This window comes from Gemmatirosa kalamazoonensis, from assembly GCF_000522985.1.
GTDB classification, from domain to species: Bacteria; Gemmatimonadota; Gemmatimonadetes; order Gemmatimonadales; family Gemmatimonadaceae; genus Gemmatirosa; species Gemmatirosa kalamazoonensis.
In genome coordinates this window covers 582,128-601,076 of the sequence record NZ_CP007130.1, presented here as the reverse complement: position 1 = coordinate 601,076, position 18,949 = coordinate 582,128, and the positions used below count along the sequence as shown (strand labels likewise).

The 18,949-nt window shown below is 72.8% G+C and carries 14 protein-coding genes; 7 read left to right on the top strand and 7 right to left on the bottom strand.

All coding sequences use genetic code 11. The features are described 5' to 3' along the window. Window positions 1–8 precede the first annotated feature (8 nt). From J421_RS30325 to J421_RS30315, 3 genes are read left to right on the top strand one after another with little or no spacing between them, the layout of a single operon-like run. The gene (locus J421_RS30325; RefSeq protein WP_025414887.1) at window positions 9–977 is read left to right on the top strand and encodes a glycosyltransferase family 2 protein; all 969 of its coding nucleotides are present in this window, start codon (window positions 9–11) and stop codon (window positions 975–977) included. Next, window positions 974–1,900: a hypothetical protein gene (locus tag J421_RS30320; RefSeq protein ID WP_148306638.1), complete on the top strand. Its 927-nt coding sequence runs from the start codon at window positions 974–976 to the stop codon at window positions 1,898–1,900. The genes J421_RS30325 and J421_RS30320 overlap by 4 nt, the downstream gene beginning before the upstream one ends. A 2-nt stretch (window positions 1,901–1,902) precedes the next feature. Continuing rightward, window positions 1,903–6,096 (top strand): non-ribosomal peptide synthetase, encoded by a 4,194-nt coding sequence (locus J421_RS30315; RefSeq protein WP_025414885.1) that lies wholly within the window; start codon window positions 1,903–1,905, stop codon window positions 6,094–6,096. A 13-nt stretch (window positions 6,097–6,109) separates the two neighbouring features. Here J421_RS30315 and J421_RS30310 read toward each other — a convergent pair whose 3' ends face one another. The 6 genes from J421_RS30310 to J421_RS30285 all read right to left on the bottom strand — a co-directional run bounded on the left by J421_RS30310 (window position 6,110) and on the right by J421_RS30285 (window position 13,215). Then, window positions 6,110–6,769, bottom strand: a complete 660-nt coding sequence (locus J421_RS30310) for a sulfotransferase family protein (RefSeq protein ID WP_025414884.1) — start codon at window positions 6,767–6,769, stop codon at window positions 6,110–6,112. A gap of 48 nt (window positions 6,770–6,817) precedes the next feature. Next, window positions 6,818–8,890: an acyltransferase family protein gene (locus tag J421_RS30305; protein WP_025414883.1), complete on the bottom strand. Its 2,073-nt coding sequence runs from the start codon at window positions 8,888–8,890 to the stop codon at window positions 6,818–6,820. 5 nt (window positions 8,891–8,895) lie between these two features. Next, complete coding sequence (gene cysD / locus J421_RS30300; protein WP_025414882.1) at window positions 8,896–9,780, bottom strand: sulfate adenylyltransferase subunit CysD; 885 nt, start codon at window positions 9,778–9,780, stop codon at window positions 8,896–8,898. Continuing rightward, on the bottom strand, window positions 9,780–10,511 hold the full coding sequence (gene cysC, locus J421_RS30295; RefSeq protein WP_025414881.1) for an adenylyl-sulfate kinase: 732 nt from the start codon (window positions 10,509–10,511) through the stop codon (window positions 9,780–9,782). The genes cysD and cysC overlap by 1 nt, the downstream gene beginning before the upstream one ends. Then, window positions 10,511–11,359: a 3'(2'),5'-bisphosphate nucleotidase CysQ gene (cysQ, locus tag J421_RS30290; protein WP_201773180.1), complete on the bottom strand. Its 849-nt coding sequence runs from the start codon at window positions 11,357–11,359 to the stop codon at window positions 10,511–10,513. The genes cysC and cysQ overlap by 1 nt, the downstream gene beginning before the upstream one ends. An 83-nt stretch (window positions 11,360–11,442) precedes the next feature. Beyond that, the gene (locus tag J421_RS30285) at window positions 11,443–13,215 is read right to left on the bottom strand and encodes a GTP-binding protein (protein ID WP_025414879.1); all 1,773 of its coding nucleotides are present in this window, start codon (window positions 13,213–13,215) and stop codon (window positions 11,443–11,445) included. A 318-nt stretch (window positions 13,216–13,533) separates the two neighbouring features. Between J421_RS30285 and J421_RS30280 the strand changes: the two genes are divergently transcribed. From J421_RS30280 to J421_RS33295, 3 genes are read left to right on the top strand one after another with little or no spacing between them, the layout of a single operon-like run. Continuing rightward, a complete protein-coding gene (locus J421_RS30280; RefSeq protein WP_104023514.1) occupies window positions 13,534–15,363 on the top strand; it encodes a carbamoyltransferase family protein in 1,830 nt (609 codons plus the stop codon). Next, window positions 15,336–15,743 (top strand): SxtJ family membrane protein, encoded by a 408-nt coding sequence (locus tag J421_RS30275; RefSeq protein ID WP_025414877.1) that lies wholly within the window; start codon window positions 15,336–15,338, stop codon window positions 15,741–15,743. Before J421_RS30280 ends, J421_RS30275 begins: the two co-directional genes overlap by 28 nt. Before the next feature lie 58 nt (window positions 15,744–15,801). Further along, window positions 15,802–15,921: a DUF5989 family protein gene (locus tag J421_RS33295; RefSeq protein ID WP_236646406.1), complete on the top strand. Its 120-nt coding sequence runs from the start codon at window positions 15,802–15,804 to the stop codon at window positions 15,919–15,921. Window positions 15,922–16,057: 136 nt separating this feature from the next. On the opposite strand, the gene J421_RS30270 is transcribed toward J421_RS33295, so the two are convergent. Further along, on the bottom strand, window positions 16,058–17,395 hold the full coding sequence (locus tag J421_RS30270; protein ID WP_148306637.1) for an SGNH/GDSL hydrolase family protein: 1,338 nt from the start codon (window positions 17,393–17,395) through the stop codon (window positions 16,058–16,060). 143 nt (window positions 17,396–17,538) lie between these two features. Between J421_RS30270 and J421_RS30265 the strand changes: the two genes are divergently transcribed. Next, on the top strand, window positions 17,539–18,942 hold the full coding sequence (locus J421_RS30265) for a pyridoxal phosphate-dependent decarboxylase family protein (protein WP_025414875.1): 1,404 nt from the start codon (window positions 17,539–17,541) through the stop codon (window positions 18,940–18,942). The last annotated feature ends 7 nt before the right edge of the window (window positions 18,943–18,949 follow it).

Sequence of the window (18,949 nt, the reverse complement as noted above, 5' to 3'; positions counted from 1 at the left end):
GGTCGCGCATGACTCACACGCAGCTCCCGCCCCCCGCCGCTCCCGCCGCCGAGTCGACCGCCGCCGCGCCCCGCGTCTCGGTGCTCATGCCGGTCTACAACGCCGAGCGCTACGTCGGCGACGCCGTGCGGAGCGTGCTCGCCAGCGGCTTCGCCGACCTCGAGCTGCTCGTCGTCGACGACGGCTCGACCGACGCGTCGGTCGACGCGGCGACGCGCGCGGCGGCGGGCGACCGGCGGCTGCGCGTGCTCCGGGTGCCGCACGGCGGCGTGGCCGCCGCGCGCGACGCCGGGCTCCGTGCGGCGCAGGGAGAGCTCGTCGCCAACCTCGACGCCGACGACGCGATGTTCCCCGAGCGGCTCGTGCGCCAGGTCGCGTTTCTCGACCGCCACCCCGAGTGCGTGGCGGTCGGGGCGCGGTGTGTCGCGGTCGACGCGGCGGGGCGGCCGGTTCGCATCGTCGGCGGCCGCTACCTGGCGCACGAGGCGATCGACGGCGCCCACATGCAGGGGCTGGGGGGCGCGATCTGGAACCCGAGTGCCACGTTCCGACGTCAGGCGGCGCTCGATGCCGGCGGGTATCCCGCGACGCCCCACGCGACGGGCGAGGACCACGACTTCTGGCTGCGGCTCGCCGAGGTCGGACGCCTGGCGAACCTGCCGGACGTGCTGGTCCGCTACCGCCTGCACGACGCGAACGCGAGCGGCGGCGAGGGGATCACCGAACGGCGGCTCCCGGTGACGATCGACAACCTGCGGCGGGCGTACGGGCGGCGCGGGATCACCGACCGCGAGCCGGTGAAAGGCAGCGCGCCGCCGCCCCGCCCCGCCGAGCGCTGGTGCGACCGCGCGCTCTGCCGCCACTTCGCCGGCGACCGCGGCGGCGCGCTGCGCGCGCTCGTCGCGGCGCTGCTCCTCGATCCGTTCGCGCCCAACGTGCGCAGCGCGGCGCGCCTCGTCCTCTTCTCTCGCGCATGACGACGCTTCAGACGTCTCCCATGGTCATCAACGAGCTCGAGCTGCGCGTGTGCGGGCTGCAGCGCAGCGGCAACCACGCGATCATCACGTGGATCGTCGAGCAGTTCGCCGGGCGGCCGGCGTGCTTCCTGAACAACGTCCGCCACGGCGACCACGACCCGTACGTCGTCGCGCCGCAGCGGTTCGCGTACGGGATGGACGGCGTGCCGCAGGAGGCGTGGCGCGACACGCCGAAGGACCTCCTCGTCTACTCGTACGAGGACGACGCGAAGCGGCTCCTGCCGAACGCCACGAGCCTCCTGGCGAGCGCGTTCTCGCCGGCGTTCGAGGCGCGGCGCGAGGCGTACCTCGGTCGCAGCGCGCGTCGCCTCGACGTCCTCATCCTGCGCGATCCGGCGAACAACTTCGCGAGCCGCCTCAAGAAGCTCGAGAAGCTCACCGGCGTGAAGGATCTGCCGACCATCGTCGCGTACTGGAAGGAGCTCGCGCGCGCCGCGATCGCGGTCGAGGAGCGGGGCGACGAGGACACCGTGGTGGTGCTGTACAATCGGTGGTTCGCCGACAGGAAGTACCGCCAGACGCTCTCGCGCCGGCTCGGCGGCACGTTCTCCGACGCGTCGCTGCGCCACGTCTCGGAGATCGGCGGCGGCTCCTCGTTCGACAAGACCGCGATGAGCGCCGACCTGACGTACGGCGACGTGTTCAAGCACTGGCGCAAGCTGTTCCGCCCGCAGACGTATCGCCGCCTCGGCGAGTACTGGAAGCGGCTGAACGGCGCGCGCCAGATGAAGGTCATGGACCGCTGGAAGGACTTCGAGCAGGATCCCCGCCTGCACGACATGCTCGCCGACCCCGAACTGCAGGCGCTGTCGCGCCGGATCTTCGGCGAGCGCTCGGCGGAGCGGGCCACCGCGGGTCGTTAGGCATGGCGGACGCGTACGGGCTGTCGCCGCTGCAGCAGGGGATGCTGTACCACTGGCTGCGGGCACCGGAGGCGGGGGTCGACCTCGAGCAGATCGGCTGCACGCTGCACGGCGTGGACGTGGCGCGGTTCCTCCGCGCGTGGGAGCGGGTCACGGCGCGCCACGCCGCGCTCCGCACGCGCTTCCGCTGGGAGGACGTCGACGCCCCGCGGCAGGAGGTCGTCGACGGCGTCGACGGCGTGGACGGCGTCGACGCGGCGCCGCTCGCCGTGCACGTGGAGGACGTGCGCGCGCTCGACGCCGCCGCGCAGCGCCGCCGCGTGGCGGCGTACCTCGCGGCCGACCGCCGCGCGGGCTTCCGGCTCGACGCGCTGCCGCTGTTCCGGCTCGCGCTCTTCCGCAGCGCGGCCGATCGGCACGAGTTCGTGTGGAGCTTCCCGCACATCATCCTCGACGGGCGCAGCTTCATCATCGTGCTGCGCGAGGTCCTCGCGACCTACCACGCGCTGGAAGCCGGTGAGGAGCCCGCGCCGCCCACAGCACCCGCGCCGCCCGCGCCGCCCGCGCCGCCCGCGCCACGCGCATACCGCGAGTTCATCGACTGGCTCGACCGGCAGGACCCCGCGCCGGCGGCCGCGTACTGGGCGGAGGCGCTGCGCGGCTACGCGGAGCCGGTCTTCCCCGACCTCCCGGCGCCGGCGCCCGACCCCGACGCCGAGGCGCCGGCGTACACCGACCGCGCGCTCGCGCTGTCGGTCGAGGATACGGACGCGCTGAAGGCGTTCGCCGCGCGGCACGAGCTGACGCTGAACACGCTGGTGCAGGGCGCGTGGGCGCTGCTGCTGGCGCGCTACACGGGGGCCGAGGACGTCGTCTTCGGCGCGACGCGCGCCTGCCGCCGCACGCCGCTCGACGGCGACCCGGCGGTGCGCGACATGGTGGGGCTGTTCATCAACACGCTGCCCGTGCGCGTGCGCATCCCCGCCGAGCAGCCCGTGGTCGCGTGGCTGCGCGGCATCCGGGCGTCGCAGGTGGCGGTGCGCGTGGCGGAGCACACGCCGCTCCCCGCGGTGCAGGCGGCGAGCGCGGTGCCGAGCAGCACGCCGCTGTTCGACACGATCCTGGTCTACGAGAACGAGCGGCAGACGACGAGCTTCGAGCGGCTGGACCCGGCGCGGTGCCGGGGCTTCTACTTCCGCGAGCAGACGACGTTCCCGCTCAGCGTGCGCGGCTACGGGGAGGCGGCGCTGCTGCTGCGGATCGAGTACTACCGGGCGCGGTTCGCCGACGCGGCGATCGAGCGGATGCTCGGCCACCTCGCGACGCTGCTGCGCGAGATGGTGGCGAAGGGCGACCGCCCGCTCGCCGAGCTGGAGATGATGACGCCCGCCGAGCGCGAGGAGCTGCTCGCGGTGTGGAGCGGGTCGAACGCGACGGCGCATCCCGAGCGCCGCGGCGCGACGATGCCCGCGCTGTTCGCCGCGCAGGCGGCGCGCACGCCCGATGCGATCGCGCTGGAGTTCGGCGACGCGACGATGACCTACGCGGAGCTCGACGCGCGCGCCGCGACGCTGGGGCGCGCGCTCGCCGCGCGCGGCGTGGGGCCGGGGGTGCTCGTCGGCGTCTGCGTGGAGCGGTCGATGGACATGTACGTGGCGCTCATGGGGATCCACAAGGCGGGCGGCGCGCACCTGCCGCTCGATCCCGAGTATCCCGTGGAGCGCCTCGCGTACATGCTCGCCGATGCGCGCACGCCGCTGCTGCTCACGCAGGAGCGCGTGGCCGCGACGAGCCTCGCGACGCTCACCGCGCACGCGGAATCGTTAGGCGCCCCGCCCGCGGCGCTGCTGTGCCTCGACCGCGACTGGCCGCAGATCGTGCGCGACGCGGCGGGCGCCCCGGCCCCGGCGCTCGCCGCGCCCGAGGATGTCTGCTACGTCATCTACACGTCGGGATCCACCGGCCGGCCGAAGGGCGTGGTGCTCGAGCACCGCGGCCTCGCGAACCTGCTGCTGGCGATGCGCGAGCGTCCGGGCCTCGCGCCGCGCGACGCGATGCTCGCCGTGACGACGATCTCGTTCGACATGGCCGTGCCGGAGCTGTTCCTGCCGCTCGTCGTCGGCGCGCGGATCGTCATCGCGCCGCGGAGCGCCGCGGTCGACGGCGAGGCGCTCGCCGCCCTCATCGAGCGGCACCGGGTCACGGTGGTGCAGGCGACGCCGGTGACGTGGCGCATGCTGCTGGAGGTCGGCTGGACGAACCCGCGCGGCGCCAAGCTGCTGTGCGGCGGCGAGGCGCTCGCCGCGTCGCTGGCCGAGTCGCTCCTGGCCGGCGGGGGCGAGCTGTGGAACATGTACGGGCCGACCGAGACGACCGTGTGGTCGGCCGCCGACCGCGTGACCGCGGCGGGCCCCGAGCCGGTCGCGCCGGTGGGGCGGCCGATCGACGCGACGACGTTCTACGTGCTCGACGACCGCATGCGTCCAGTCCCGTTAGGCGTCGGCGGCGAGCTGCACATCGGCGGCGTCGGCGTCGCGCGCGGCTATCTCGATCGTCCCGAGCTGACCGCCCAGCGGTTCGTGCCCGACCCGTTCGGGACTCGGGACTCGGGACTCGGGACTCGGGTGCCGGACGAGTCCCGAGTCCCGAGTCCCGCGTCCCGGCTCTATCGCACCGGCGACCGCGTCCGCTTCCGCCCCGACGGACGCCTCGACTTCCTCGGCCGCATGGACGGGCAGGTGAAGCTGCGCGGCTACCGCATCGAGCTCGGCGAGATCGAGGCGACGCTCGTCGCGCTCGACGCGGTGCGCAACGCCGCCGTCGTGCTGCGCGCCGACGCGGGCAGCGAGCCGCGCCTCGTGGCGTACTACGTGGCGGTCGACGGCGCGACCACGACCGCCGCCGAGCTGCGTGCGGCGCTCGGACGCACGCTGCCCGCGCACATGGTGCCGTCGTCGTACGTCGAGCTGCCCGCGCTGCCGATCACGCCGACGGGAAAGATCGACCGCAAGGCGCTCCCCGCGCCCGAGGCGGAGCCGGCGCGCGACGACGTCGTCGCGCCGCGCGACGACGTGGAGGCGCGCGTGCTGCGCATCTGGGAGGAGGTGCTGCGCGTCACGGGGCTCGGCGTCACCGACCGGTTCAACGACGTCGGCGGCCACTCGCTCGCGGCCGTGAAGGTGTTCACGCGCATCGGCAAGGAGTTCGGCCGGCGTCTGCAGCTCGTCACCATCCTGAAGCACGACACGGTGGAGCAGCTGGCCGCGCTGCTGCGCGCGCCCGCCGACGCGGCGTCGTGGCAGTGCGTCGTGCCGTTCGGCGACGCCGGCGCGGCGGGCGTGCCGGTGTTCTGCCCGCACGGCAAGATGGGCAACGTGCTGATCTACGAGCGGTTCGCGGCGGCGATCGGCGGGCGCCATCCGGTGTACGGGCTCCAGGCGTTAGGCAACTGGGGAACGCAGGAGCCGCACGAGACCATCGAGGCGATGGCCGCGTATTACGCGGACGAGATCCTGAAGGTGCGGCCGCACGGCCCGTACATCTTCTTCGGGCTGTCGATGGGCGGCTGGATCGCCGTGGAGCTCGCGCGCGTCATGCGCGAGCGCGGGCACGAGGTACCGCTCGTCGCGCTCTACGATCAGCCCGCGCCGGGCCACCCGACGTACACGCTCGGCGCACGCATCGCGCACTGGCTCTACGACCATGGCGGCGTGCGGCTGAAGACGCTCCGCGCCGTCCTCGACGCCGACCCGGGACAGGGCCGCTCGGCGCGCACGCTCTACCGGCGCGTGCAGCGCGTCCGGCGGTGGTGGCTGGAGAAGGCGCGCGGCGACTGGCTCGCGTGGAAGTACGAGCACCGGCGCGCCCCGCACGACCTCGCACTCCCGGAGCGCGTGACGCGCTTCAGCCTCGCCGCGCGCCGCATCGCGCGGCGCTACCGCGGCCGCTTCTACGACGGGACGATCGTGCTGTTCCGTGCTGCGGAGCAGCGCGCCGGCGCGCGGCTCGACGCGACCTACGGCTGGGGCGAGCTCGCCGCGGAGGTCGTGACCCACGACCTGCCCGGTGGCCACACCGCCGGCCTGCGCGAGCCGCTCGTGGGGGAGCTCGCGCGGCGCTTCCTGGCCTGCGCGGCCGGGCCCGCGTCGGCCGACGCGCCGGCCGTCGATTCGGTGCTGGCCGGCGTCGGCGACTGACGGCCGTTAGGCGCTAGCGTCCCCGCCCCAGCAGCCGCCGGAGGAATCCGCCCGCCGTCGACCTCGGCGCCGCGACGTCGACGAGCCCGAGGTGCGGCGGCGGCCCCTCGCCCCGCTCGCGCCGGACCTGCCGATCGCTGCCCTTGTTGCGGTGCGGGAACGGCACGTCGGGGATCGGGCGGCCGAGGAACCGGCACAGCGGCTCCCAGTCCGCGCTGTCGTCGATCGGCATCACGAGCAGGTCGTCGGGACGGTGCGCGAAGTACTCCCGCACCTCCGCGTTGTGCCGGTCGTAGCGCGCGAGATAGATGTCCTCGTTCCCCGCCGGAAAGCCCGCATGCTCGCCGTAGATCCACTGGCGCATCGGGGTGACCTCGGTGCCGAAGTGGTTCACCTGGCTCCGGATCCACGCGTCGCGGTCGCGCAGCGTCAGGATGAACTTGCTCCCCGGGTACCGCGCGTCCATCTCGCGGTAGATGATCGGCCACGGGTTGTCCTGGAACGCGTCGTACTTCGGCACGAGCGCGTTCGCGAGGTCGAGCACCTTCGTCGCGATGTCCGGGTCGCGCACGCCGTTCGGCCCCGTGACGCGGTAGCCGAGCGTGCCGAGGGCCGCGGTGAGGCTCTTCGTGCCGGTCTTGTGGAACCCGATGCAGAACACCTTCGCGGTCATCGTATCCTCCCGCCTAACGTGGTGACGTCGTCCGGTTGGCGTGGCCCGTCAGGGCGGCAGCAGGCCGGCGGTGCGCAGCCGGTCGCGCAGCACCGGCGCGAGCGATTCGGCCATCCGCACGGCCAGGTGGTTCGTGTCGCGGAAGATCACCTCTCCGTCGCGCGTCGCCACGCACCGGCCGCGGTCGCAGATGACGTCGGAGAGATCGACGAACCGCACGTCGTCGAGCCCGCGCGCCGCCTCGCGGTTCACGCCGAACACCTCGGCGCCCCACGGGTTCGCGTCGAGCGCGAAGTCGCATTGGGCCGCCGACGCGCCGTGGTTGCGCAGCGCCCGCGCGAGGCAGCGCGGCACGTCGAAGCCGGGGCGCGGCGTGTCGCGCACGACCGCGATCGGCGCGCCCGCGCGCCGCAGACCGAGCAGCGTCCGCCGCATCCCATCGCGCCATGCGTCGGCGCCGACACCGGCGCCCGCACCGGCGCCTGCCTCGAACATGTAGCCCGAGGCGCTCGTCATCACGACGAGCGCCGGCCGCTCGGCCGCCACGCGCGCGATCGCCTTCGCGCGCCACGCGTCGCACTCCCGGTACGGGCGGCCGAGATCGGGGTTCGTCACCGACACGTCGGCCGGCGGGCACGCCGACTTCGTGAGCGAGACCAGTCGCCACTTCCCGTCGCGCGCGAGCCGCTCGAGCGCCGGGAACCACTGTGCCGCGTGGCTGTCGCCGAACAGCACGACCGTGCGCCGCGCATCGGCGACGCCGTACACGCACCCGCCGACGTCGACCTTCGAGAACTCGGCGTGACAGCCGTCGGCGTAGACCTTCGGCAGGTCGCGCGCGTGCCGGTACGACGCCATGCGCGCGTCGATCGTGCGGCCGCCGGCGGCCCACACCGCAGCGGCCGCCGCGCCGGCCGCCACCGTCAGGCACGCGCCGAGCGCGAGCGAGCGCCACGGCCGCGCGACGAGCCGCCGATCGAAGCGCAGCGTGTTCTCGACCCACCGGTAGCTCGCCCACGCGAGCGCGAGCGCGGCCAGCACGCACGCCGCCCGCGCCGCGGGTCCGAGCGTGAGGCCGAGCAGCGCGGGGAAGACGAGCAGCGGCCAGTGCCAGAGGTACAGCGAGTACGACCAGTCGCCCACCGCGCGCAGCGGCGCGACGCCGAGCAGTCGCGACACCGCGCCGGGCGTGCGCGCGGCCCCCGCGGCGAGCAGCAGCGCGGTGCCCGCGACGGGGAGCACGGCGGCCACCCCGGGGAACGCCGTGCGGTCGCCGAACGCGACGATCGCGCCGAGCACCCCCGCCGCGCCGACGAGCGCGAGCGCCGTCGCCGCGCGCCTGCCTAACGTCGCCAGCCTCGCCTCGGCCAGGCACACGAGCGCGCCCGCGGCGAACTCCCACGCGCGCGGCGGCGAGCCGAAGAACGCCCACGGTCGCGAGCGCGTCATGAGCCACAGGCCCCCGACGAACGACGCGAGCGCCACGCCGGTCATGAGCGCGAGCAGCCGCCCGCGCCGCCGATCCGGCGCGCCGAACCGCGCGCCGACGAGCAGCAGCAGCGGCCACGCCATGTAGAACTGCTCCTCGACCGACAACGACCAGGTGTGCATCACCAGGTTCTGCTGCACGTCCCCGCCGAGGTAGTCGGTCGCCTGGAAGCCGAACCAGAAGTTGCTCGCGTAGAGCGCCGCGGCGAGCGCCGCCGGCGCGAGCTCGCGCTGCTCCAGCGGCGACAGGAAGAGCACCGTCGCGCCCAACGTCGCGAGCAGCACCACGGTCACGGCGGGGAGCAGTCGGCGCACGCGCCGGCCGTAGAACGCCGCAAAGTCGATCGTGCCGGTGCGCTCGACCTCGCGCAGCAGCAGCCCGGTGATGAGGTAGCCGGAGATGACGAAGAACACGTCCACGCCGACGTAGCCGCCGCCGAACAGCGGCACGCCCGCGTGGTACAGCACGACCGCGAGCACCGCGACGGCGCGCAGCCCCTGCACGTCGGCGCGATACGACGTGCCGTGCTCGCGGGCGGTCGCCGGCGGCGCGCCCGGGTGCGGCGGTCGCCGTGCCGACGTCGGCGTGAAGTGCTCGCCGTGCCGGCGTGGCCGTGCAGTCGTCGCCGTCATCGCGCTTACATGTACCCTTCGCGCCGGAGCGTCTCGAGCCCGCCGCCGTCGTCCTTGTCCTGCGCGCGTCCCGAGCGCTCAGCCACGTTCGCGTAGCGGCCCGAGCGCAGCTCCACGATGATCTCGGACACCGTCTGCGCGTCCGACGCGACCGGCAGCGTGCACGGGCCGCAGCCCAACGAGCGATAGCGCTGCCCCTCGCCCTGGTCGTAGTACAGCGACACGGTCGGGATGCGCTCGCGCTCGATGTACTCCCACACGTTCAGCTCCGTCCAGTCGAGCAGCGGATGGATGCGGACGTGCGTCCCGGGCGGGAAGTCGGTGTTGAACTGGTTCCAGAACTCGGGCGGCTGGTCGCCGACGTTCCACTGCGAGCGCACCGTGCGCGGCGAGAAGTAGCGCTCCTTCGAGCGGCTCCCCTCCTCGTCGGCGCGCACGCCGGCGATGACGCCGGTGAACGGCTCGGGGTTCGGGTCCGGCTCGTACGCGCCGAGGTCGTGGTTGAACCGCTGCCGCGGCCACGCGCCGCTCAGCGTGTTCTTCAGCGCCTCGGTCTTCAGCAGCCGGCAGCAGTTGATGCGATCGATCGCGCCGTCGGGGAAGGTCTGCTTCGCGGCGAGCGCCTCGCGGTTCTGCCCGACGATCATGTTCAGCCGCCACTCCGCCGTGAGGCGGTCGCGGTACTGGATCATCTCCGGGATCTTGTACGACGTGTCGATGTGCACGAGCGGGAACGGCACGTGGCCGTAGAACGCCTTCCGCGCGAGCCACAGCATCACCGTGCTGTCCTTCCCGATCGACCACAGCATGCACAGGCTGCGGAACGACGCGTACGCCTCGCGCAGGATGTAGACGCTCTGCGCCTCCAGGCGGTCGAGATGGTCCGTCATCAGCTCACCCTCAGCACTTGCTTGTCCAGGTACTGCAGCACGCGCAGCGTCGACTCGTCGAGCGACAGCGCGGCGGTGTCGAGCCGCAGCTCGGGGCGCGTCGGCTCCTCGTACGGATCGTCGATGCCGGTGAAGTTCGTGATCTCGCCGCGGCGCGCCTTCGCGTACAGCCCCTTCACGTCGCGCTTCTCGCACTCGGCGAGCGGCGTCGCGACGTGCACCTCCACGAAGCGGCCGCACAGCCCGCGCACGAACTGCCGCGACTCCTCGTACGGCGAGACGAACGACGCGACGACCGTGACGCCGTTCTGTTCGAGCTTGCTCGCGAGGAACCCGATGCGGCGCACGTGCTGGTCGCGCTCGGGGCGCGTGAACCCCGTCGCCGGGAAGATGTCGCGCACGCTGTCGCCGTCGAGCCGCTCGACGCGGAGGCCGCGCTCCTGCAGCGCGCGGTACACCTTGTCGGCGATGGTGCTCTTGCCCGCGCCGGAGAGGCCGGTGAACCAGATCACCGCCGGCCGCACCTCCTTCTTGCCGAAGCGCAGGCGGTCCCACACGCGCTCGTGCAGCCAGTACAGGCCGATCTTCGACGTGAACTCCAGCGCGCCGACCCACAGCGACAACGCGAGCTTGCGCGTGAAGATGAAGACGAGCAGCGCCGTCGCCACCGTCCCCATGATGCGCCAGGAGACCGCCTTGATGATCGATCGCCAGTGCGTCTCGTAGAACATCACAGCCCCACGACGAAGTCGCCGTTCCGCAGATCCGGCTTGTTGTAGGTGAGCGGCGAGCGCCGTGGTCCGTCGATGCCCGACTCGCGGAACACGCAGTCGCCGGCGGCGACGTCCCACTCCATCGTCGGCCCGAAGCGCGGATACACGTCCGCCGTCCCTTCGGCCACGAGGCAGAACTTGAGCGAGCTGCCCGCGGGCACGCGGCGCGCCACCGGCACCGTCGCGAGCCACCGCTCGAGGGCCTCCGACGGGTGCGACCGGCTCTCCACCACGACGAGCGGCGCGCCCTCGGCCGGCGGCGTCGAGTGGACGCGCGTCGGCGGCGCGTCGGGCGCCTCGACCCACGCGCCTAACGACTTGCCCGCGTACCAGCACCGGTCGATCGCCGGCGCGTAGACGACGCCGAGCACCGGCTCGCCGTCCTCGACGAGCGCGACGTTCACCGTGAAGTCGCCGTTCCGGTGCAGGAACTCCTTCGTGCCGTCGAGCGGGTCGACGAGCCAGAAGCGGCGCCACGACTGCCTCACCGACGCGTCGGGGATCTCGCCTTCCTCGGAGACGACCGGCACGTCCGGTGTCCACGCGCGCAGCGCGTCGACGATCACGTGGTGCGCCGCCTCGTCGGCGAGCGTGAGCGGGCTGCCGTCGCTCTTCGCGCGCGCGCCGCTGTCGATTCGATAGTACGGCATGATCGCGGCGCCGGCGTGGCGGGCGATGCGCACGAGTCGGGCGAGCGATTCGTCGGAGATCAGCGCGCCGTCGCGGGCCCCCGCGAGCGCGTCGGGCTCCGTGAGAGTGGACGCGGATCGCGCGGATGGCGCGGATAGGCTCCCGGCTTCAGCCATCGGCCTATCCGCGTGATCCGCGTGATCCGCGTCCAACACTCGAGGAGCGGTGCGTGCCACGGAGCCATCCCCGCCACGCGCGCTCATCGTCCCACCACCCCGCGCTCCTCGAGCAGCCGGCAGATGCGCTCCACCTGCTCGCCGCCGAGATCGGAATCATCCACGACGAGGTCCGACGCGAGATCGTTAGGCCCGCGGCCGCCGAGCCACACCGTGTGGATGCGCCCCGGCTCCACCGCCGTGCCGACGAGATCCAGCTCGTCGGGCGTCAGCTCCGCGGCGGTCACCACGAGCAGCATCCCCGCGTCGAGCATGAGGTTCGCCACCTCGCCGAGACGCCGCAGGTGCTCGTGCCGGTGCACGCCGGTGCGCTCGAGGTCCGCGTCGACGCCGTAGAGCAGGTTGCCGATGCCGAGGAAGTAGACGAGCCGCCCCTCCTCGAACAGCCTGGCTTCCAGTGCACGCGCGAGGCTCTTCCGGTCGGCGTCGCGCGGGCCGGTGATGAGCACCATCGCCGGCAGCTGCGCGTAGCGCTCCACGCGCCGCTCGAACGGGATGCCGCTCGGCTCCCACTTCGCGTTGCGCACCAGCACGCGCTCGCGCACCGCGGCCTGCGGGTCGGGCAGCGCCTCGCGCACGATGCCGCCGCCGCGGATCTCCCACTCGTCGACGATCACGAATCGACCCGTCGCCGCGATGCCGATCTCCGCGTCCACGGCGAGCGGGCGCTCGAGCCGCAGCACGCACTCCGCGACCTCGTGGCGCTGCACCGCGTCCGCCGTGTCGCGCTCGCCGAGCTCCGACGCGTCGACGAGCTGCTCGACTGCCTCCAGCTCCATCCCCACCGACGCGGTGCCGAGCTTGAGGCGGTACTGGCGGCCGCGCACGAGGGGCTGCGTGCCGAGCCAGAACAGCGACACGCGGATGCGCGCGGCGACCGACGGACGCTCCTCGTCCGCGCGGCACGCCACCTCGCCGCGCTGCACGTAGATCTGGTCGGTGAGCGTGAACCCGGCCGCCTCGCCGGCGCCCGCCTCGGCGCGCGGGTCGACGTTGAAGCCTTCCAGCGTCTTCACGCGGCTGCGCTTCCCGGACGGGTAGAACAGCACCTCGTCGCCCACGCGGAGCCGTCCCGACGCCACGCCGCCGGCGACGATGCGGCGGTCGTCGCCCTGCGCGGTGAACTTGTAGACGCCCTGCACCGGCATGCGGAACGGCTTCTCCACCGGCGCCGGCTCCTCCTCCAGCGCGTCGAGGAACTCCACCACGGTGGGTCCCGCGTACCACGGCGTCTCGGGCGCGCGCGCGGCGAGGTTGGTCCCTTCGCGGCCGGACACGGGGATGCACGCCTCGATCGTCACGCCGTAGCCGCCGAGGAACTCGCGCAGCTCGTGCTCCAGCGCGCAGAACGCGGCGCGGCTGTAGTCGACGAGGTCGATCTTGTTCACGAGCACCGCGACGTGGCGCACGCCGAGCAGCGGGAGCAGCCGGCCGTGCCGGCGCGTGTTCTCCTGCACCCCCTCGCGGGCGTCGACGACGAGCAGCGCCGCCTCGGCGCGCGCGGCGCCGGTGATCATGTTCTTCAGGAACTCCAGGTGCCCCGGCGCGTCGATGATGATGTACGGCCGGCGCGGCGTCTTGAAGAAGACGCGGGCGGAGTCGATGGTGATGCCCTGGCCCTGCTCCTCCTTCAGCGCGTCGATCAGGAACGCGTACTCGAACGGCTTCGCGTTGCGCGCGCACGTGGCGCGCACCTGCTCCAGCTTCCCATCCGGGAGAGTCCCCGTATCTGCCAGCAGACGGCCGACGATGGTGCTCTTCCCGTGGTCGACGTGACCCACGACGGCGATGTTCATGCGAGGAAGTGGAGGGCTGTCGGTCGGGCCGGTCGGGGAGTCACACCCGCACCGTGGCGGGGGCGACCGGCGGTCCATGGCGGCGGAGTCGGGCCGGAAGGGCTCGCGGCTCGACGACCCCGCGCTCGAGGGAGTCACAACATACCCTGCGGCTGGAAACGGCGCACCACTGGCGCCGAGGCCACTGTTCCGTGGCGCGTGCGCCACACGATGCGTCGACCCGTCGCTTGCCACGATCGGGGCCCGGACGCATCGTGGGCCGTCGCTCGCCCGCGGGTCCTGCCCGCCTCATCCTCCCGCCCGCGCGGTCTGACGCACATGGCGCACGAGTACATCCTCGGCATCTCCGCGTACTACCACGACTCCGCCGCCGCCCTGCTGCGCGACGGGGAGATCGTCGCCGCGGCGCAGGAGGAGCGCTTCACGCGCAAGAAGGGGGACGAGCGGTTCCCCACGCAGGCCGTCGCGTACTGTCTGCGCGAGGCCGGGATCGGGATCGAGGACGTCGCGCACGTCGGCTTCTACGACAAGCCGCTGCTGAAGTTCGAGCGCATCCTCGAGACCTACTTCGGCGTGGCGCCGAAGGGGTTCCGCTCGTTCCTGATGGCGGGGCCGCTGTGGATCAAGGAGAAGCTGTTCACCGACCGCGAGCTGCGCGCCGCGCTCGGCGGGTGGGACGGGTCGCTGCTGTACGCGGAGCACCACGAGTCGCACGCCGCGAGCGCGTTCTACCCGTCGCCGTTCGAGGAGGCGGCGATCCTCACCATGGACGGCGTGGGCGAGTGGGCCACGGCGTCGATCGGCGTCGGCCGCGGGCGCGACCTCACGCTGCTGCGCGAGATGCGGTGGCCCGATTCGTTAGGCCTGCTCTACTCCGCGTTCACGTACTACACCGGGTTCAAGGTGAACTCCGGCGAGTACAAGGTGATGGGCCTCGCGCCGTACGGACGGCCGACGTACGTGGACCGCATCTACGAGCACCTCGTCGACCTGCGCGACGACGGCTCGTTCACGCTGAACCAGAAGTACTTCGACTATCTCAGCGGCCTCACCATGACGAGCGCCGCGTTCGACGAGCTGTTCGGCGGGCCGCCGCGGGTGCCGGAGTCGAAGCTCACGCAGAAGGAGATGGACCTCGCGCGCTCGGTGCAGGAGGTCACGGAGGAGATCATGCTCCGCATGGCGCGCACCGCGCACCGCGAGACCGGGCTGCCGAACCTCTGCCTCGCCGGCGGCGTGGCGCTCAACTGCGTCGGCAACGGCCGGCTGCTGCGCGAGGGGCCGTTCGAGCGGATCTGGATCCAGCCCGCGTCGGGCGACGCCGGCGGCGCGCTCGGCGTCGCGCAGCTCATCCACCATCGCTACCTCGCGCGCGAGCGGCGTGTCGTGCGCGGCAAGGACACGATGAAGGGCGCGTACCTCGGCCCCTCGTTCGGCGACGACGAGATCGAGGCGTTCCTGAAATCGAAGGGGGCGAGCTATCGGCGCATGGAGCGCGACGAGCTGCTGCGCCACGTGGCCGAGGAGCTCGCGGGCGAGAAGATCGTCGGCTGGTTCAACGGGCGCATGGAGTTCGGCCCGCGCGCGTTGGGCTCCCGCTCCATCCTCGGCGACCCGCGGAGCCCGCGCATGCAGGCGCAGATGAACCTGAAGATCAAGTTCCGCGAGGGGTTCCGCCCGTTCGCGCCGAGCGTGCTGCGCGAGGACGTGGCCGACTGGTTCGAGCTCGACGTCGACTCGCCGTACATGCTGCTCGTCGCGCCGGTGAAGCGCGAGCGGCAGATCCCGATGCCCGACGACGCGCGCCAGCTGTGGGGGATCGACCAGCTCAACATCGTGCGCTCCGACATCCCCGCCGTCACGCACATCGACTATTCGGCCCGCGTGCAGACCGTCAGCCGCGAGACGAACCCCGACTATCACGACCTCATCGCCGCGTTCCGCGACCTCACGGGATGCCCCGTGGTCGTGAACACGTCGTTCAACGTGCGCGGCGAGCCGATCGTCTGCACGCCGGAGGACGCGTATCGCTGCTTCATGCGCACACACATCGACGGCCTGGTGCTCGGCCCGTTCGTGCTGCACAAGGCGGGGCAGGGCGAGTGGAAGGAGGAGACCGAATGGCAGCGCGAGTTCCAGCTCGACTGAGTGCCGCCGACGGGCGGAAGTTCGGCCTCACGGTCGGCCTCGCGTTCCTCGCGTTAGGCGGCATCGCGTGGTGGCGCGGACGCGTGCGCACCGCCGCGGTGCTGCAGGGCGTCGGCGGGGCGCTCGTCGTCGCGGCGCTCGTCGCGCCGACCGCGCTCGGCCCCGTGGAGCGCGCGTGGATGGGACTCGCGCACCGCATCTCGAAGGTCACGACGCCGGTGTTCATGGGCGTCGTCTATTTCGTCGCCATCACGCCCGCCGGGTTCGTCCGCCGGCGCACCGGCGGCCCGATCGGCGGCCGCCGCGCGCGCACCGCGTCGCGGTGGGAGCCGCACATGCCGGCGGTGCCGACCGCCGAGCGCATGGAGCGTCAGTTCTAGTTACCGGGAGGATCCGATCGTGGCCCGTCGCGGACTGTTAGGCGAGCTGTGGGCGTTCATGCGGGAGCGGAAGAAGTTCTGGCTCCTGCCCATCGTCGTGGTGCTGCTCACCGTGGGTGGGCTCATGGTGTTCGCGCAGGGCTCGGCGCTCGCGCCGTTCATCTACACGATCTTCTGACGGGCCTCCACGTACGTGTTTCTGAAGGACTGAAGGAGGACTGAAGAAGGACCAACAACCCTGTTGGTGTTTCCTTCTTCAGTCCTCCTTCAGTCCTTCTTCAGTCTCAGGAGACCCCGTACGTGGAGTCGCGGCGCTAGCGCGCGGCGAGCGCCGCCGGCGCGCACCCGCGCGGGGCCGTGCAGTCCGGCAGCCCGTCCCATGCGCGCAGCATCGCCGCCGCCACGCGCGCGTTGCCGTCGGGCGTGAGGTGCGCCTGGTCGAGGAAGACGTCGCCGCGCATGTCGGCGAGCACGCTCGACAGGTCGTGCAGATCGTCGGCGGAGTCGCGTGCGGCGATCGCGCGCATCCGCGTGTACGTCTCCGCGAACAGCTGCAGGTGCCGTCGCGCGCGCGTGCCGACGTCGCGCTTCTCGAGCGCCGTCATCACCTTGCCCGACTCGCTCAGCGCGGGCTGCCAGAAGAACAGGGTGCGGAAGCCGTACGCCTTGCCGAGCGCGCGCACCACCTCGGTCACGCCGAGGTAGTTGTGCACGACCGAGTCGGCGAGCCCCGCGATGGGGAACGTGTCGCGTCGCACCGGCGCGAAGCTCTGGCGCAGCACGGCGTACGTCGAGGTCTGCTCCGCGAGCTGCCGCACGGCGCTGCGCCGCTCGAACGCCGCCGCGATGTCCGACTGGTCGGAGTGGCTGCCGGCACGCCCGAACTGCCACGTCGTCCCGACGTCGTTGATGCCGTCGTAGAACACGACGGCGTTCGGGCGCGCGCCGGCGCGCAGCTGCAGCGCGAGCTGGATCATCCCCTGGAGCGAGACGTACGCGCTCTCGCCGAAGTTCACGACGCACACCGGGCCCGACACGCGCTTGGCCAGCCCCTGCTGGACGTACGCCGGGATCGACGCCGAGTCGGGGGAGCCCGTGCCCCACATCGTGGAGCCGCCGAACATGTAGACCACGAACGCGCCGGGCGCGCAGTTCGCCCCCGGCGTCACGCGGCGGCGGTCACGGTCGATGTGGATGTACTGGCCGTTGTACGGGCGCCGCCGGAAGATGACGAACGGCGCGTACGCCATCGGCTTCGACTCCTCGAACTCGCGCCAGTACTCGGCCGCCCACGGCTTGTCGCGGTAGAACGGGTGCCACGCCATTTCCTCGTAGCTGCGCTCCACGCGGTTGCGCGCCCGCCAGCGGCGAAGCATCGCCGACGCGCCCTCGACGAGCACGAGCAGGAGGATGACGTTCAGGAGGATGGTGGCGGTGCCGCGATACGCCGGCACCACGTTGCGCCCGAACAGCCCCGCGGCCACGAGCAGGCCGCCGAACACCAGGAAGGGCACGGTGCCCACCGGCGCGCTGAAGCCGCGTCGCACGGTGAGCCACCGGTCGATGAGGGCGAACGCGACGACGACGACGCCGACCACGAGTACTGCGACACGCGGTCCGGTGTGGGGACGCGCGGAGGAGCTCTCCGTCATCTGAGCGTGGGGCGGGGGGCGGGGGGACAGGAGGAGGGGCGCTCAACTCTTGGAACCGGAGCGAGACCTGTCAACGCCCGCGCTCGGCGAAGACCGTCGGATGGTGATATCGGGCGGGCCGCGCCGGCCCTAGATCTCCGCCCGTGACCACCGCCGACCGTTCGCCCGACGCGCTCGACGTCCTCGCCCGCGAGATCCGAGCGTTCCCGGAAGCCGTCGCCTCGTTGCGCGTCACCCCCGACGTGACCGCCGCCGAGATCCGCGCCCATCTCGCCGAGGCGTATCCGTTCGACGCCGCGCGCCCGCTCGACGCCGTGCTCCCCGACGTCGCGCGGATGCTGCGCGACTGGTCGCTCCACGTCACGCACCCGCGCTACTTCGGGCTGTTCAACCCCGCGGTGCATCCCGCCGCGGTGTGCGCCGACGCGCTGGCCGCGCTCTACAACCCGCAGCTCGCGGCGTGGGCGCACTCGCCGGCAGGGAACGAGATCGAGCGGCACACGCTCGCGTTCGTGGCGCGCGCCCTCGGCCTCGACCCCGCCGCGTGCGCGATGCACTTCACGACCGGCGGCAACGAGGCGAACCAGACCGCGCTCGTCGCCGCGCTGTCGCACGTGATGCCGGCGTACGCCGAGCGGGGCGCCGCGGCGCTCGGCGAGCGGCCGGCCGTCTACGTGTCGACGCAGAGCCATCACTCGTTCCACAAGTGCGTCCGCGTCTCCGGCCTCGGCGAGGACGCGCTGCGTGTCGTGCCGCACGACGACCGGCTGCGGATGGACGCCGCCGCGCTCCGCGCACGCATCGACGCCGACCGGGCCGCGGGATGGCGCCCGGTGCTCGTCGTCGCCACGGCGGGGACGACCGGGGCGGGGATCATCGACGATCTCGACGCGCTCGCCGACGTGGCCGCGGCGTGCGGCGCGTGGTACCACGTGGATGCGGCGTGGGGCGGGGCGGCGGCGCTGTCGCCGCGGCTGCGGGGCGCGGTGCGCGGCGTGGAGCGCGCCGACTCCGTTACCTGCGACGCGCACAAGTGGCTCTCCGTGCCGATGGGCGCCGGGATGTTCTTCACCCGGCACCCGGAGGTGCTCCGCCACGCGTTCGACGTCGAGGCGTCGTACGTGCCGCCCGATGCACCGGGGCGCGAGGATCTCTATCGCGGCAGCCTGCAGTGGTCCCGTCGGTTCATCGGGCTCAAGCTGTTCATGACGCTCGCCACGTTAGGCGCGGACGGCATGGCCGCCGCGCTCGAGCACCAGGCCGACATGGGCGACCTGCTCCGCGCGCGGCTGCGCGAGCGCGGCTGGATCGTCGTCAACGACACGCCGCTGCCGCTCGCGTGCTTCACGCACCCACGCATCCGCGCCGGCGAGCGGACGACGGCGGCGGTCGTGTCGGCGGTGCAGGCGCGCGGGCACGCCTGGATCAGCGACGTCGCGCTCACCGGTGACGAACGCGTCTTACGCGCGTGCATCACGAACTACAAGACGGTGCCGGCGGATCTGGAGATCCTGCTCGACGAGCTGGACCGGGCGCTCGCGGGCTGATGATCGG

Coding starts and splice junctions, on each gene's coding strand:
- J421_RS30325 (WP_025414887.1), top strand. CDS start 9: ATGACTCACACGCAGCTCCCGCCCCCCGCCGCTCCCGCCGCCGAGTCG.
- J421_RS30320 (WP_148306638.1), top strand. CDS start 974: ATGACGACGCTTCAGACGTCTCCCATGGTCATCAACGAGCTCGAGCTG.
- J421_RS30315 (WP_025414885.1), top strand. CDS start 1,903: ATGGCGGACGCGTACGGGCTGTCGCCGCTGCAGCAGGGGATGCTGTAC.
- J421_RS30310 (WP_025414884.1), bottom strand. CDS start 6,769: ATGACCGCGAAGGTGTTCTGCATCGGGTTCCACAAGACCGGCACGAAG.
- J421_RS30305 (WP_025414883.1), bottom strand. CDS start 8,890: ATGACGGCGACGACTGCACGGCCACGCCGGCACGGCGAGCACTTCACG.
- cysD (WP_025414882.1), bottom strand. CDS start 9,780: ATGACGGACCATCTCGACCGCCTGGAGGCGCAGAGCGTCTACATCCTG.
- cysC (WP_025414881.1), bottom strand. CDS start 10,511: ATGTTCTACGAGACGCACTGGCGATCGATCATCAAGGCGGTCTCCTGG.
- cysQ (WP_201773180.1), bottom strand. CDS start 11,359: ATGGCTGAAGCCGGGAGCCTATCCGCGCCATCCGCGCGATCCGCGTCC.
- J421_RS30285 (WP_025414879.1), bottom strand. CDS start 13,215: ATGAACATCGCCGTCGTGGGTCACGTCGACCACGGGAAGAGCACCATC.
- J421_RS30280 (WP_104023514.1), top strand. CDS start 13,534: ATGGCGCACGAGTACATCCTCGGCATCTCCGCGTACTACCACGACTCC.
- J421_RS30275 (WP_025414877.1), top strand. CDS start 15,336: ATGGCAGCGCGAGTTCCAGCTCGACTGAGTGCCGCCGACGGGCGGAAG.
- J421_RS33295 (WP_236646406.1), top strand. CDS start 15,802: ATGCGGGAGCGGAAGAAGTTCTGGCTCCTGCCCATCGTCGTGGTGCTG.
- J421_RS30270 (WP_148306637.1), bottom strand. CDS start 17,395: ATGACGGAGAGCTCCTCCGCGCGTCCCCACACCGGACCGCGTGTCGCA.